The organism is Paenibacillus cookii (assembly GCF_018333375.1).
Lineage (GTDB): Bacteria > Bacillota > Bacilli > Paenibacillales > Paenibacillaceae > Paenibacillus_AQ > Paenibacillus_AQ cookii.
The window spans coordinates 127,165-141,298 of the sequence record NZ_BORW01000006.1 but is presented as its reverse complement, the minus strand read 5'-3'; the positions used below and the strand labels follow the sequence as shown (position 1 = coordinate 141,298).

Here is a 14,134-nt window from a genome sequence, read left to right as displayed (position 1 = left end):
TTATTTATTCAAGCTCTAACAATTCCTGCTCTTCCAGCTGCTCTGCTTCCAGCTCGCTCGCTGATGGAGAAGGCACCACCGTCGTCAGATTGCTTGCTTCCCGAATCTTCTGCTCGATGGTATCGCAAATTTGCGTATTTTCTTTCAAAAACTGCTTCGCGTTTTCGCGGCCTTGGCCCAGGCGCTCCCCTTCGAAGGAATACCATGCACCGCTCTTGTTGACGATATCCAATTCCGTGCCGATATCGATGATGCTTCCTTCCTTGGAAATGCCTTCACCGTACATGATGTCGATCTCCGCCTGTTTGAACGGAGGCGCCACCTTGTTCTTGACCACCTTGATCCGGGTACGGTTCCCGACCACGTCATTGCCCATCTTGATGCTTTCTACGCGGCGAACGTCGAGGCGCACCGAAGAGTAGAACTTGAGGGCTCGTCCGCCTGGAGTCGTTTCGGGGTTACCGAACATGACGCCGACTTTCTCGCGCAGCTGGTTAATAAAGATGGCAATCGTCTTCGATTTGGCGATCGCGCCGGACAGCTTGCGCAACGCCTGCGACATCAGGCGGGCCTGCAGGCCGACGTGGGAATCGCCCATCTCGCCTTCGATCTCGGCCTTAGGAACAAGCGCCGCAACCGAGTCTACGACGATAATGTCTACCGCTCCGCTGCGGACGAGCGCTTCGGCGATTTCCAGCGCTTGCTCGCCCGTATCCGGTTGGGATAACAAAAGCTCGTCAATATTTACGCCCAGCTTGCTGGCGTAAAGCGGATCCAAAGCATGTTCCGCATCGATAAACGCGGCTTGTCCGCCAGCCTTTTGAACTTCGGCGATGGCATGCAAAGCCACCGTCGTTTTACCGGAAGATTCCGGACCGTATACTTCAATGACGCGGCCTCTTGGAAGTCCGCCGATACCTAATGCTATATCCAAAGCCAGGGAACCGCTGGGAACGACTTCCACCTGCATGTGGGTCGATTCGCCCAATTTCATAATGGACCCTTTACCGAATTGTTTCTCTATCTGACGAAGCGCGATTTCAAGCGCAGCACGACGATCTGACAATAAACTCACATCCTTCACCGTTTATATTGATATCATACCTTGTTTTGGAACGTTTGCCAAGCATTTTTTCGAACATACATTCGTTTTTTTTGTTTTCGGCCCATTTCTCCTTCCGGCTGGAAGCCGCGGCCCGGAAAAGAAAAGAACCGCAGCAAATCCTTATTTGCACGGTTCTTCCGTATGCTCGTATTATACCTCTTTTGAACGCCGAAGCACAACTGCCCTTCGAAGGGGAAGGCCTCACTTGGAAATTAATCTCAGCCAGAGCCGGTAAAGCAGCGTCTTGACCGAACGGACCCGGACGCTCTCCCTGTTGCCGCCCAGCCGCAGTTCAAACACCTCGGTATCTTTTCCACGCTCCGCAAGGCCGACGTACACCAGGCCGGCAGGTTTGCCTTCGGAATCGCCCGGTCCGGCAACCCCCGTGACCGACAGCCCGAAATCGCTGCCCGTGATCGTCCGAACCTGGTCGGCAAGGGCTTCCGCCACTTCGCGGCTGACCGCCCCCGGAGCCTGCTCCCCTTCGAGCAGCGAACGCGGCACACGTAGAAGCTTCTCTTTCATCTCGTTGGAATAACATACGAATCCGCCGAGAAACATCGCCGAGCTGCCCGGGATCGCCGTGATGCTCTCCATCAGCAACCCGCCCGTGCAGCTTTCGGCCGCGCTGAGCGTCAACCCGCGCTCCGACATGATCTCCACGATCTTTTGTTCGATCGGCATGTCCGTGTTTGCGTATATATGCCCCGGAAGGCGCTCCTGAATTTTGGCTTCCATCGCCTCCAGCTTTTTCTCCGCCTCGGCCTCGCTTGCGGCCTTCGTGGATAGCCGCACCGAAACCTCGCCTTCCTTGGCGTAAGGGGCGATGGTCGGATCGCTCTGGGCCTGGATCAGATCAAGCAGCTTATCCTCCAGCAGCGATTCGCCGATGCCGGCAAACTTCAGCATCCTGGAATAAATCGGCATTTCATCCGTCAAGGCATGCTGCTGCAGCCATGGTTTCGCCTGCCGGTCGAACATCGGCTTCATTTCTTTTGGCGGACCCGGGAGAACGATGTAAAATTTGCCGTCCTGGGCGATGGCCACTCCGACCGCCAAACCGGTTTCGTTCGGAAGCGGCGTGCACCCTTCGATGACGAGCGCCTGGCGGCGGTTGTTTTCCGTCATGTCCCGGCCGCGGCTGACGAAAAATTCCTCCACCTGCTCCATCGCCGCAGCATCGATATGCAATTCGCGCCCCAGCACGGCTGCAAGGGCATCTTTAGTCAGGTCATCCTGGGTTGGTCCGATTCCGCCGGTCAGAAGCAGAATGTCCGCCCGCTCCGAAGCCAGCTCGATGGCATGCTGCAGACGCCCCATGTTGTCGCCGACGACCGTTTGGAAATAAACGTCGATCCCCATGGCCGCAAGCTCCCGGGATAAGTACTGCGCGTTCGTGTTCAAGATTTGCCCCAGCAGCAGTTCAGTTCCTACCGCGATAATTTCCGCTTTCATGCTGTCACTCCTCCTAGAAATCGGCGCATCCAAGACGCCCCGCTTAAAAAATTTGGCACGATACGGCGAATGTGCCGTATAAAAAAGATATATCCTCCTCCGGGCAACCAGAAACAGCGGAAGTTCTTTCCGTCTGATGAAAGAAAAAGCAATAGGATTGAACCTATTGCCGTTTACGCATTGGATAGCCGAAGCAGATGTTTGTTTTTGACGAAATAATCGATACCCGAATAAATCGTGATCAACGCAGCCGCCCAAGTGGCGATCGTGTCCAGCGGAATGCCGATCAGTTCAAATGGGAAGTTGTTGATGAGCATCAGGATAATGGCAACGATTTGAACAACCGTCTTCGCTTTTCCCCATTTGCTCGCGGCTACGACCGATCCGTCCAAAAGCGCGATCTGGCGCAGCCCGGTCACCGCGAACTCGCGGCTGATGATGACGACCGCAATCCACGAATCGCATTTCCCCATCTCGACGAGGGAGATCAGCACCGCCGCCACAAGGAGCTTATCCGCCAAAGGGTCAAGCAGCTTACCCAGATTCGTAACCATGTTGTTCTTCCGCGCCAAATAACCGTCTATACCGTCCGTGCTGGCCGCCAAAACGAAAATGAATGCAGCGACAAGCTGATTCAAGGGCAGCTCGTAAGAATTCCAAACCAATGGTTTAGGATAGAAGCTGAAATCCACCAAAAGAAACACCATCATGATCGGAATCAAACAAATTCTTGCAATGGTAATACGGTTGGGCAAATTCAATGTGCACCCTCCCCGGATCAAGCAAACTTGATGAATGAATTCAAATGATCGGCACCAAGGTACCGGAAACAGCTATGTAAAAACATCCACATGCACTTCTCCCCAAGTATAATATAACGTTTTATTCCCTGTCAAAAGCCCGAGGGGAGCGCCTTTCGGGGGAACCAATCCCCGGCGCGTGCCTGCCTGGGAAGTTATTTGAAGTTCGTGAACTGCAAATCAAGCGGAAGGTCCGCCTTGCGCAAAAGCTGCATGACAGCCTGCAGATCGTCCTTGCTTTTCCCCGTCACGCGGATTTGGTCGCCTTGGATTTGGCTTTTGACCTTCAGCTTGGAATCGCGGATGAGCACGTTGATTTTTTTGGCGTTCTCCTGGTCGATTCCCTGTTTCAAGCCGATGCGCTGGCGGACCGTTCCCATCGAAGCCGGTTCGATTTTGCCGTAATCCACGTTTTTCAGGGATAGGCCCCGTTTGATCATTTTCGACTGCAAAATGTCAATGACCGACTTGAGCTTGTATTCATCGTCCGAAACGATGACGAGCGCGTCCTTTTCCAGCTTCAGGCTGCTTTTGCTGCCTTTAAAGTCAAAGCGGGTTTCGATTTCTCTTTCCGCCTGGTTGATGGCATTGTTCATTTCCTGCAGATCGAACTTGGAAACGATATCGAATGAATTTTCGGAAGCCATTGCTACACGTCCTTTCTTAAAACTTCATGTCATATTATATGAAAATGTTGCGGACAAGTCTAATGTATTTATGCGAATCTTTGCCGGACGGCGGATAACACCCCGCCAACATCCCGCCGTCAAACGCCAAAAAGACATTCCTTCCGGGATGCGCCCGAAAGAAATGTCTCCTGCGGCTATGCCTTGTCGCGGTCAGGGACCGGTTGTCTGAACATGTTGAGAATCCCCAGCACGACCCATGCCAGTCCAAAACCCAATATGCCGTACCCCCAAGCGTTGGGAGTCAAATAGTACCCGAGGAGGCTGACAATAACGCCAATACCGGTTACGATCCAGCTGATTGCCATCGTTCCTGCACCTCTTTCATGGGAGATATGAACTTTATGCCAATAGTTCTATTGTCTCCGCGAGGATACGGGCTTATTCGTTTTGAAAAGCGGCTTGGATCAATCGTTGCCGGACGCGGAATTCGAATCGCCGCCGTCCGCCGCATTGCCGCTGTCGTTGCCGGTATTGCTGCCGGAAGACTGGTCTCCCGTCGTATTCACGGTGCCGGAATCCACGAGATTCAGCAGTATGCGGGATACCGATTTTCCGTCGGTGACCGTCTGGCCGCCCACCGTGATCGTCGTTGCCGGCGAATAGCCGGATTTGATGTACAGGCCTGCGGAATCAAGCGTGAACGACATGGATTCGCCGCTTTTCGTTTTGCCGAAAGAAAGCTTCTCCCCATGGATGTTTTGGCCTCTGTATACCTCCACCCAGCTTTCGCCCGACGCTTTGATTTCGACCGTCACCGGAGCTCCGGCAGGAGCGGCCACTTTAAAGATGGTGTCCTTGCCTCTCTTCCGATCCTTTTCAACCGTGACGGCCTGATTTCCCGGAGGGGTAACCGTACCGTTGTCGGTCGTCGTGCCGCCGTTGTCCGTCGTGGCATTGCCGTTATCGGTCGACGTATTGCCGCCGTTATCGGTCGACGTATTGCCGTTATCGGTCGTCGTTCCCGTCCCGTTGTCCGGCGGCGTCGTCTGCTGATTGCCTCCGGCCGTTCCTCCGCCGGTTTCGTTTTGGCCTTGCGGGGTGTTATCTTTGTTTTCACCCGCTTTGTCCTGACCGGCCGGCGGCGTCGTGGTCGTATTGGCGGCCTCGTTTTTCGAAGGATCCTGCTGGTTTTGGGTCACCTTGGCCGGATCGACGCCGTTGGACTTCGGTTGGGTTGCGCTGCTGGCGTACCAATAGATCACGACGATGATCAAAATCGGAAAAATCCACATCAGCGTCGTGGAAAGCCATTTGACGTTGCGCTCCGAAGAACGGGTACTGCTCCGTTTCTGGATCACCGGCTCCATGACCGGTTCGGGTTCGGCCGGCGCCTCCTGCTTATGTCCCTCCAGCAGCAGATCCGGATCCAAGCCGACCGTTTCCGCGTATGTTTTAATGAAGGCCCTCACGTAAAAGCTCCCGGGCAACACCTTATAATCCCCTGCTTCGATGGCCTCCAAATATCTTTTTCTAATTTTCGTCATTTCCTGCACGTCGTCCAGACTCATTCCCTTTTGCAGTCTGGCTTCTCTCAATTGCTGTCCAAGTTCGGACATGCCATCACCTCCTCATCCAAAAATTATATGTCGTCATTATAAGAACTGGTAAATGTATCGTATATGATTTCCTCGTTCGGATTGTTGCGCAATTCAACGATAATGTCGAAATCGTCGTACGTATATTCGGACTCCTGCACAAAAACATCCGGATGCTCGATCACTTTCGTGCTTGGCATCCGCATAATGTTTTGCAGCAGATTATAATGGCGTTCGTTCGAACGGATCGTGCTGACGATGCCGTCGATGATAAACACGTTGGCCGGATTCATCTCGTCTTCGGAAAGCTGGCTTCGGACCGTCTGCCGGAGCAGCGTCGACGATACGAACGTCCACCGCTTCATCGCGCATACGCTGCCCGCGATGATCGACTCGGTTTTGCCGACGCGCGGCATGCCCCGCAGGCCGATGACCTGATTGCCGCTCCTTTTAAATAATTCACCCAAAAAATCGACGAGTAATCCGAGTTCGTCCCGGGTAAACCGAAACGTTTTGCGGTCATCGGAATCCCGGTCGATGTACCGTCCGTGCCGGACGGCGAGAATGTCGACCAATTTGGGCTCGCGCAGCGCGCAAACCGTAATGTTGTCCACTTTTTTCAGCATCGCCCCCATGAGGCGGATCTTTTCTTCGTCATCGGTTTCAAGCAGCATGCCCCGGGTTTTCCCCTCCACGCCGTTGATCGTCAATATGTTTACCTCCAGCATGCCCAGCAGGGACGCGATATCCCCGAGCAGGCCCGGACGGTTTTTATGTATGCGGTATTCCATGTACCACTGTTTCGGTTGTTTCGTTTGATTCGCTTCCACCATGACACCCCATCTGAGCTTTTCCCGCACATTTCGACAAATTCAACTCAAGCCTCGGCCGCTTCCGATCATGCTGCTTCAATGCCGTAATGTCGGGTCACGTTAATGATATATAAAATGCTTGTGAAAAACAAGTTCAATACTGTAACCATTAGAGAAAAAGCCCCCTTACGGGGGCTTCTCGATGGCAAGGATTCAGATGAGCGATGGTTTGCGTCAAAGCACCCTTCAAACCGATCAGACGTTTTTCTTCGCCAGTTTGATCATCAAGCGCGCAATCGTGCGCCGTTCCTCTTTGTTGCCGACTTCCCATAACTCTTTAAGAGCGCGGTTCGAAGAGTTTTGGGGATCGACTTTCGCATCCAGAAAATCACCGATTTCATACGCAAGGTTGGCGATCGTTTCTTCGCTCATTCCCATCTTTTCGGCTTGGATGACGCGTTCGCCCAGAAACTTTTTCCAGGTATCGAAATTTTTGATTACGGTCATTGATAAGTCCTCCCTTAGCTATGGCGCATGAGATTTAAAATCAACAGTTGTAATATAACCTCAAGAACCATTGCCTATGCAGGGAAGACGCCATTGGCCGTTAACAGCTTCAGGTAATCCAGCCCCCGTTGGGACTGATCACTTGGCCGTTGATATAACCGGATTCCGGCAGCGCCAGGAAATAGACAAGGGACGAAATTTCATCCGGGGTGGCCAGTCGTCCTGCCGGAATTTCCTCCTCGAGCATTCGCTTCTCTTCCGGGTCCAAATGCCCCAGCATCTCCGTGTTCACCGCGCCGGGCGCGACGGCGTTGACGGTCACTCCCGAAGGCGCAAGCTCTTTGGCCAATGCCTTGGTAAACGCGTTGATGCCTCCTTTGGTCGTGGAATACAGCACTTCGCAGGAGGCCCCGGAAATGCCCCATACCGAAGACATGTTGATGATCCGCCCGTAACGCTGCGAAACCATATGCGGCATAAACGCCTGCGTGCACAAAAACAATCCTTTCAAATTGACGGCCATGACTTCGTCCCACTGCTCCTCCGTCACGTCCGCAAGCATGCCGTAATGCGAAATGCCGGCGTTGTTGATCAAAATGTCGGGCATCAGCCCGTGGCTTTCCAGCTTATCCTTCATGCGCGAGATCTGGCCTTTGTCCCTCAAGTCCGCCGAAACCGTCAATACTTTGGCGCCGTGCTGCATGCAGCGGCGGGCAACGTCATTGGCCGCTTCATGCGAAGCGCCGTAATGGATGACGACGTTCATCCCCACCTGCGCAAACCGTTCGGCGATGGCCGCTCCGATCCCTCGGCTTGCGCCCGTGACCAGCACCGTCGTGTCGCCGAGCGCTTTGGCCAAGCTCTCCTCTCCCCGACTTTCCATTAAGGATTCACCACGATCGATACCGCCATCTGATTCCAATCCACGTGTTCCTTCAGGCGGTCGTTGACTTCCTGCAGCGTAATGGACTCATACACTTGCACGACGGAGAAAAAATCGCTGCCGCGGAACTGGTAGCGGGTAAATTCATGGGCGATGTTTTCCGGCGAATTGAGCATGCGGAGATATCCGCCGATTTTCTTTTTCCGCGCCCGTTCGAAATCCGATTCCTTAAACCCGTTTTTCAGCACGTTGTCCACTTCCTCGCGGACTCTCGCCAGCAATTTGTCCGGATCCGGCGTGTCACCGCCGACCGCGGAAAACGCGTACTGAGGCGAGCTGTTGTACTCATGCGAAAAGCTGTCCGAAATGAGCTCCTCGTCATACAGCTTTTGATAAAGCTCCGTGCTTGTGCCGAACAGCAAATCGAGCATCAGCTTTGTCGTCAAATCGCGGCGGAGCAGCTCGCTGCCGGTAAAACCGACCGTCTTTTCCTTGAAGCCGAACAGGCATTTCGGCATGGATACCGCCAGTTTGGCGACGCGGCGTTTTTCCGCGACCTCCACGTTTTCCGGCTCGAAAATGCGCTCGATTTTGCCCTGCGGTTTGTAATCCTTAGCCGCCTGATTGGCCCGAACAAGCTCGAACACTTCCTCCGGATTGACGCCGCCCACGACGAACAGCAGCATGTTGCTCGGATGGTAAAAAGCATTGTAGCACGTATAAAGCGTTTCTTTCGTAATGGTGCTGATCGATTCCACCGTGCCGGCGATGTCGATATGGACCGGATGGATCTGATACATCGCTTCGATCAGGCCGAAATAGACGCGCCAGTCCGCGTTATCGAGGTACATGTTGATTTCTTGGCCGATGATGCCCTTTTCCTTCTCCACGTTTTGGTCCGTAAAATAAGGATGCTGCACGAAATTGATCAGCGTCTCGAGATTCGCCTTGACGTTTTCGGTGGCGGAAAAAAGATATACCGTCTGGTCAAAGCTGGTGAACGCGTTGGCGGATGCCCCGTTGGAAGCGAAGGTGGCAAAAATGTCCCCCTCCGGCTCCTCGAACATTTTATGCTCCAGGAAGTGGGCGATGCCGTCGGGCACGGAAACCTCTTCCTGTCCTTCCACGCGGAAATGGTTGTCGACCGAGCCGTATTTGGTCGCAAACGTGGCGTATGTTTTTTGGAATCCGGGTTTGGGCAGCACGTACACGTGAAGCCCGTTGTCCATCACTTCCTTGTACAGCGTCTCCTGCAAGTTGTCGAACTGAAGTTTTTCCACCGTTTATTCCTCCTTCTGGCCCTTCAGGAAATAGATCGTATCCAGCTCAAAGGTTTCCGCGGCCGCCTTCACGTCTTCGATCCGGATCGCTTCCACCTGCTGCAGCAGCTCGGCGCGCGACCGGTCCTTGCCGGAAAATTGGCGGTTGAAATCGTAGGCGATCATCTCGAAGGCGGAATCGTCGATCTCCAGCAGAAGGTTGCGGATCATCGCTTTGGTTTGGGACATTTCCAATTCGGTGATTTTGCCTGCGCGCATATCTTCCAGCTGCATTTTAATGATCTCCAGCGCCTTTTCGTAATTTTGAATCTCGATGCCGGACTGGATGGTTCCGATGCCTTTGTGCCCGTCGTAACGGGAGGACGCATAATACGCCAGGCTCGCTTTTTCCCGGACGTTCATAAACAGCTTGGAGTGCGGATACCCGCCCAAAATCCCGTTGTACATCAGCGCGGCGGCGTATTGGTCGTCGGCGTATGTAACGGACGTGCGGAGCCCCATGTTCAGTTTGCCTTGGCTGACTTCCATTTTTTCGACGACCGTGCGGACTTCGTCGGCTTTGCGGACCGACTTCTCCTGTTTATAGGACGCCTCGGCGGCAGCGCTCAAATCGAAGTGTTTGCCGATCAGCTTTTCGACTTCTTCAAGCGACGTGTCTCCCACGACGTACAGATCCAAGCTGGCGTGATCCAGCCATTGGCGGTACGCATCGTAAAGGCTTTGCGGCGTAATGCCTTCCAAATCCTTGCGTTGTCCGAGCGGATGGAGACGGTAAGGCTCGTTCCGGCACATTTCTTCGATGCAGCGTTCCGACGCGTACCGGATTTTGTCGTTGACGATCGCTTCCATCTTTTTGCGCACGTTTTCTTTTTCGGCCTGCACGTAGCTGCCGCGGAAACGCCCTTCTTCCAGCACGGGGCGCGTCACCACTTCCCCCAGAAAAGCGAAGGAGGATTCCAGCAGGCTTTCCTGGCTTTTCACGAACGAATCGTTGATCGTGTCCATGCGGAACTGGACGATCTGATAATTTCCTCTTTTATATACGTCAAAACCGAAACCGGCACCGTACATTTGCTCCAGCTGTTCGCGGATTTGCCGCGTTTCCGGGTAGGAAGCGGTTCCCCGTCTCAGCACGAACGGAGTCAAGGCCGTTCCCGTTACCGTCTCCTCCGCGAGCGGGATGCCCGCGTAAAGCGAGATGGCGAACGTTTTAAAGCGTTTCGACGGCAAAACGTGAATCCGCATTCTGCCTGCGTTTCCATGTTGGAATGCTGTTTTATTCAAGGTCCAAAACTCCTTTAGCCATGAATTTGTCTGTCGATACAAATATGAATATGTTCCATTCTATACCATCCCAAAGTGAAGAAGCAACCGAAGACAAACCCTCCGGTTGCTGTTTTCTGGGCGGCAAAACGGCCTACATGCAGAAGATATGTTGTCCGATGGTTTTAACCTGCGGACGGGACCAGATCCACTTCGAGGTCGCTGTTTTCGGGTTGAAATAATACAGGCATCCTCCCGTCGGATCCCATCCGTTCAAGGCCTGCTGGACAGCTTTGCGCGCCACTTCGTTCGGCGTGAGCCAAATTTGTCCGTCGGCTACCGCCGTAAACGCGCCGGGCTGGAAGATGACGCCGTGCACGGTATTCGGGAAGCTCGGGGACTTCACGCGGTTCAAAATGACCGCCGCGACCGCCACTTGCCCTTCGAAAGGTTCGCCCCGGGATTCGCCGTACACCGCGTTGGCCATGATCTTCAGGTCGTTTTCGGACAATCCCATCGTGTTGGCGGAAGCGAGAGGTTCGGATTTGTTGCCGCCGGTGTCGTTTGCGGGCGCTTCGCTTTTACCGGCAGCCGTTTCGGACGGTCTCCAATCTTTCGTCGCATTGTACAGCTTCAGCTTCGTTTTGGCGCCGACCGTGCCGTCGACCTCCATGCCGAATTCGGATTGGAACCATTTGACGGATTTTAACGTCGCCCAGCCGAACTGGCCGTCGATTTTGCCGTTATAGAAACCGAGAAATTTCAAGCGTCCCTGCAGCTCGTAAATATCCTGGCCGGAGGATCCGTATTTCAGCACCGTCGTTCCGAACGTAGGTACCGCCTCTTCGGGAACGGGTTTCGTTTTATCGGATGCGGCCCGGTCCCCCATCAGAGGCTGCGCCCCGGCAATAACCGCCGCTGACAAAAGGACCAGAAGTCCTGACATGATCCACAATTTCTTTTTTTTCATTTCGCAGCTCTACCTTTCTCTTGTGAGTTTGACTAGGATGGCTACGGTTATTATGACAAGAGCCACCATGAACTATGCACATTGCAAAAGAAAGGATGTAAACCGTCAGGGCATTTACGTTCAAGCCGTTCCAACGCAAAAAGGCGGCCGGCAATACATTGGAATGTACTGCGGCCGCCAATCGGTTTTTCTTAAGGCCATTCGCGTTTGCTTTTTTGGTTACGTGACGGGTTCCCCGGGTCTGTTCAAAACGTTATCCTCAAGAACCAGAAATTTGTCGCCGTATTCGCGAATAATATGCTGTTCCCCCCAAGAGCATAGGGAATCCAATATGTTTTTCAAGCTCCAGCCGTATTCGGTGAGCTCGTATTCGACTTTTGGCGGGACCTGATTATATACGATGCGGTTCACGATCCCGTCCTCCTCCAGTTCCCGGAGCTGTTGGGTCAACATTTTTTGGGTGATGCCCGGCATGAGCCTGCGCAGATCGCTCGTACGCTTCTTGCCGTGGGTCAAATGGCATAAAATGACGCATTTCCATTTCCCCCCGATGACTTCGAGCGTTGCTTCCACGGAAATGTTGTATTTTTTCATAAGGTCCTCCCTCCGTTTCATCATGGGAACTTTTTAGTACCTATAGCACTTTGAAGTACGTACTGTTCAAATGATCACTGCCGATTCATAATAGCATATACCGGCCGGGATGACTAGAACAGGAGTGAAAAGAATGCCACAAGAAAACAAAAAAAGCATATTTGCGCTTCTGGCTTTAGCCATCAGCGCATTTGCCATCGGAACGACTGAATTCATCAGCGTAGGCCTGCTGCCCTTGATTGCGGAGGATCTCCATATTTCGCTTACGCTGACCGGTTTGACCGTAACGTTGTATGCCCTCGGAGTCACCTTCGGCGCGCCGGTGCTGACTTCGATGACCATAAAGATGTCGCGCAAAAAGCTTTTGATCGGTATCATGCTCGTGTTTATCGCGGGCAACAGCATGGCCGCATTGGCAAACGGAATCGTCATGCTGCTGGCGGGGCGGATCATCTCCGCGCTGGCCCATGGCGTGTTCATGTCCATCGGCACGACGATCGCCGCCGACATCGTTCCGGAAAATCGCCGCGCCAGCGCGATTGCCATTCTTTTTTCCGGCTTGACCATCGCCACCGTCACCGGCGTGCCGCTCGGGACGTTTCTCGGCCAGCAGCTGGGATGGCGGGCCGCGTTCATCTCCATCGCCGCGGTCGGCTTGGTCGCGTTGCTCGCTAACCTCGTGCTGGTCCCTTCGCATCTTCGGAAGGGCGTCAAGACGCCGGTCCGCGAGCAGCTCAAACTGTTTGCCAACGGAAGATTGCTGCTGGCTTTTCTGATTACGGCCCTGGGATACGGGGGGACTTTTGCGGTCTTCACTTATTTATCCCCACTGCTTCACCAAATAACAGGGTTCGCGGAATCCACGACGGCGCTCATTCTGCTGGTGTACGGCATCGCCATCGCCATCGGCAACATGGTCGGCGGGAAAGCGGCCAACCGCAATCCGTTGTCGGCGCTGCTTGTCATGTTTATTCTGCAGGCTGCGGTTCTGCTGCTGCTTACCTTTACGGCGCCGTTCAAAATCGCGGCGTTGATCACCGTCTTCCTGATGGGCCTGCTTGCATTCATGAACGTACCCGGCTTGCAGTCGTATGTGCTGACGCTTGCCGAACGGTATGTGCCGAAAGCGGTGGACGTCGCCTCGGCGATCAATATCGCCGCGTTTAACGCCGGAATCGCGCTTGGCGCTTATTTGGGCGGACGGGTAACGGATTCGCTCGGCCTTGTCCATACGGGCTGGGTCGGTGCCGTGATGGTTGCGGCCGCCGTTATTCTTACCGGATGGAGTTATATTTTGCAAAGAAAAGAAACAAGCGTTTTAACGCACAATAATGAAAGATCAATTCGAGGAGGATCACATCATGACATTGCATCTGCAAAGCACGACAAAGCTTGCTAACGGAGTAGACATGCCTTGGCTTGGCCTCGGCGTATTTAAAGTGGAGGAAGGCGCGGATCTGATCGCGGCGGTAAAAGCCGCCATCAAACACGGATACCGCAGCATCGACACGGCGGCCATTTACGGGAACGAAAGCGGCGTCGGCCAAGCCATCCGCGAAGCGTTGGCGGAAAACGGGATCGCCAGGGAAGAACTGTTCGTAACCTCCAAGGTATGGAATCAGGACCAAGGCTACGACGAAACGTTGGCTGCCTTTGACGCAAGCTTATCCAAACTCGGTCTGGACGTGCTTGACCTGTACCTTATTCACTGGCCGGTTGCAGGCAAGTATAAAGACACGTGGAGAGCCCTGGAAAAGCTGTATAAGGACGGGCGCGTCCGGGCGATCGGCGTCAGCAACTTCCATGTTCACCATCTGCAGGATCTGCTGTCCACCGCAGAAATCAAGCCGATGGTCGACCAGGTGGAATTCCATCCTTACCTGGCCCAAAACGAGCTGTTGACCTTTACGAAAGAGCAGGGCATTCAGCTCGAAGCCTGGTCGCCGCTCATGCAGGGCGAACTGTTAAACCAGCCTGTGCTTCAAGAGATTGCCGCGAAGCATAACAAATCCGTCGCTCAAACGATTTTGCGCTGGGATCTGCAAAAAGGCGTCGTAACGATTCCGAAATCGATCAAGGAACATCGCATCATCGAAAATGCTTCGATTTTCGACTTTGAGCTTTCGCCTGAGGATATGGAAAAAATCGACGCCCTGAACCAAAACCGCCGGGTCGGCCCGGACCCGGACAACTTCGATTTTTAAGCCCAAAAGGGATGATGGATCGGGTACTGTATAAAAA

15 protein-coding genes are annotated in these 14,134 nt (G+C 53.7%); 2 read left to right on the top strand and 13 right to left on the bottom strand.

Features of this window, described 5'->3' with window-relative positions:
• Positions 1-4 precede the first annotated feature (4 nt).
• The 13 genes from recA to KI367_RS08505 form a co-directional block, all read right to left on the bottom strand.
• Positions 5-1,066: a recombinase RecA gene (recA, locus tag KI367_RS08565; protein WP_212948988.1), complete on the bottom strand. Its 1,062-nt coding sequence runs from the start codon at positions 1,064-1,066 to the stop codon at positions 5-7.
• Positions 1,067-1,306: 240 nt separating this feature from the next.
• Positions 1,307-2,560: a competence/damage-inducible protein A gene (locus KI367_RS08560; protein ID WP_212948986.1), complete on the bottom strand. Its 1,254-nt coding sequence runs from the start codon at positions 2,558-2,560 to the stop codon at positions 1,307-1,309.
• A 173-nt stretch (positions 2,561-2,733) separates the two neighbouring features.
• Positions 2,734-3,321, bottom strand: coding sequence for a CDP-diacylglycerol--glycerol-3-phosphate 3-phosphatidyltransferase (gene pgsA / locus KI367_RS08555; RefSeq protein ID WP_036707035.1), 588 nt, complete (start codon positions 3,319-3,321; stop codon positions 2,734-2,736).
• A 194-nt stretch (positions 3,322-3,515) separates the two neighbouring features.
• Positions 3,516-4,007, bottom strand: coding sequence for a YajQ family cyclic di-GMP-binding protein (locus tag KI367_RS08550; RefSeq protein WP_036707032.1), 492 nt, complete (start codon positions 4,005-4,007; stop codon positions 3,516-3,518).
• Between the two features lie 176 nt (positions 4,008-4,183).
• The gene (locus KI367_RS08545) at positions 4,184-4,354 is read right to left on the bottom strand and encodes a hypothetical protein (protein WP_197069909.1); all 171 of its coding nucleotides are present in this window, start codon (positions 4,352-4,354) and stop codon (positions 4,184-4,186) included.
• A gap of 99 nt (positions 4,355-4,453) precedes the next feature.
• Positions 4,454-5,605, bottom strand: coding sequence for a RodZ domain-containing protein (locus KI367_RS08540; protein ID WP_212948984.1), 1,152 nt, complete (start codon positions 5,603-5,605; stop codon positions 4,454-4,456).
• Positions 5,606-5,628: 23 nt separating this feature from the next.
• Positions 5,629-6,417 carry a DUF3388 domain-containing protein gene (locus KI367_RS08535; protein WP_036707025.1) on the bottom strand — a complete coding sequence of 263 codons (789 nt, stop codon included), beginning with the start codon at positions 6,415-6,417 and terminating at the stop codon, positions 5,629-5,631.
• A 234-nt stretch (positions 6,418-6,651) separates the two neighbouring features.
• On the bottom strand, positions 6,652-6,903 hold the full coding sequence (locus KI367_RS08530) for a DUF3243 domain-containing protein (RefSeq protein ID WP_036707022.1): 252 nt from the start codon (positions 6,901-6,903) through the stop codon (positions 6,652-6,654).
• 109 nt (positions 6,904-7,012) lie between these two features.
• Positions 7,013-7,786, bottom strand: a complete 774-nt coding sequence (ymfI, locus tag KI367_RS08525; protein WP_212948982.1) for an elongation factor P 5-aminopentanone reductase — start codon at positions 7,784-7,786, stop codon at positions 7,013-7,015.
• Positions 7,786-9,066, bottom strand: coding sequence for an EF-P 5-aminopentanol modification-associated protein YfmH (yfmH, locus tag KI367_RS08520; RefSeq protein ID WP_036707018.1), 1,281 nt, complete (start codon positions 9,064-9,066; stop codon positions 7,786-7,788). The genes ymfI and yfmH overlap by 1 nt, the downstream gene beginning before the upstream one ends.
• A 3-nt stretch (positions 9,067-9,069) precedes the next feature.
• On the bottom strand, positions 9,070-10,350 hold the full coding sequence (gene yfmF, locus KI367_RS08515) for an EF-P 5-aminopentanol modification-associated protein YfmF (protein WP_212948980.1): 1,281 nt from the start codon (positions 10,348-10,350) through the stop codon (positions 9,070-9,072).
• A gap of 133 nt (positions 10,351-10,483) precedes the next feature.
• Complete coding sequence (gene sleB / locus KI367_RS08510; protein ID WP_036707012.1) at positions 10,484-11,299, bottom strand: spore cortex-lytic enzyme; 816 nt, start codon at positions 11,297-11,299, stop codon at positions 10,484-10,486.
• Between the two features lie 219 nt (positions 11,300-11,518).
• Complete coding sequence (locus KI367_RS08505; RefSeq protein ID WP_281422498.1) at positions 11,519-11,893, bottom strand: winged helix-turn-helix transcriptional regulator; 375 nt, start codon at positions 11,891-11,893, stop codon at positions 11,519-11,521.
• A 133-nt stretch (positions 11,894-12,026) separates the two neighbouring features.
• Here KI367_RS08505 and KI367_RS08500 point away from each other — a divergent pair, with 133 nt between their 5' ends.
• Both KI367_RS08500 and pgoN read left to right on the top strand, forming a co-directional pair.
• Positions 12,027-13,292 carry an MFS transporter gene (locus KI367_RS08500; protein ID WP_212948978.1) on the top strand — a complete coding sequence of 422 codons (1,266 nt, stop codon included), beginning with the start codon at positions 12,027-12,029 and terminating at the stop codon, positions 13,290-13,292.
• Positions 13,255-14,097, top strand: a complete 843-nt coding sequence (gene pgoN, locus KI367_RS08495) for a glyoxal/methylglyoxal reductase (protein ID WP_212948977.1) — start codon at positions 13,255-13,257, stop codon at positions 14,095-14,097. The genes KI367_RS08500 and pgoN overlap by 38 nt, the downstream gene beginning before the upstream one ends.
• Positions 14,098-14,134 lie beyond the last annotated feature (37 nt).

Excerpts from the sequence above, each read along its gene's own strand:
- KI367_RS08560 (WP_212948986.1), bottom strand. The coding sequence starts at position 2,560 with ATGAAAGCGGAAATTATCGCGGTAGGAACTGAACTGCTGCTGGGGCAA.
- KI367_RS08550 (WP_036707032.1), bottom strand. The coding sequence starts at position 4,007 with ATGGCTTCCGAAAATTCATTCGATATCGTTTCCAAGTTCGATCTGCAG.
- sleB (WP_036707012.1), bottom strand. The coding sequence starts at position 11,299 with ATGAAAAAAAAGAAATTGTGGATCATGTCAGGACTTCTGGTCCTTTTG.
- KI367_RS08505 (WP_281422498.1), bottom strand. The coding sequence starts at position 11,893 with ATGAAAAAATACAACATTTCCGTGGAAGCAACGCTCGAAGTCATCGGG.
- ymfI (WP_212948982.1), bottom strand. The coding sequence starts at position 7,786 with ATGGAAAGTCGGGGAGAGGAGAGCTTGGCCAAAGCGCTCGGCGACACG.
- pgoN (WP_212948977.1), top strand. The coding sequence starts at position 13,255 with ATGACATTGCATCTGCAAAGCACGACAAAGCTTGCTAACGGAGTAGAC.
- KI367_RS08530 (WP_036707022.1), bottom strand. The coding sequence starts at position 6,903 with ATGACCGTAATCAAAAATTTCGATACCTGGAAAAAGTTTCTGGGCGAA.
- KI367_RS08540 (WP_212948984.1), bottom strand. The coding sequence starts at position 5,605 with ATGTCCGAACTTGGACAGCAATTGAGAGAAGCCAGACTGCAAAAGGGA.
- KI367_RS08545 (WP_197069909.1), bottom strand. The coding sequence starts at position 4,354 with ATGGCAATCAGCTGGATCGTAACCGGTATTGGCGTTATTGTCAGCCTC.
- KI367_RS08535 (WP_036707025.1), bottom strand. The coding sequence starts at position 6,417 with ATGGTGGAAGCGAATCAAACGAAACAACCGAAACAGTGGTACATGGAA.
- KI367_RS08500 (WP_212948978.1), top strand. The coding sequence starts at position 12,027 with ATGCCACAAGAAAACAAAAAAAGCATATTTGCGCTTCTGGCTTTAGCC.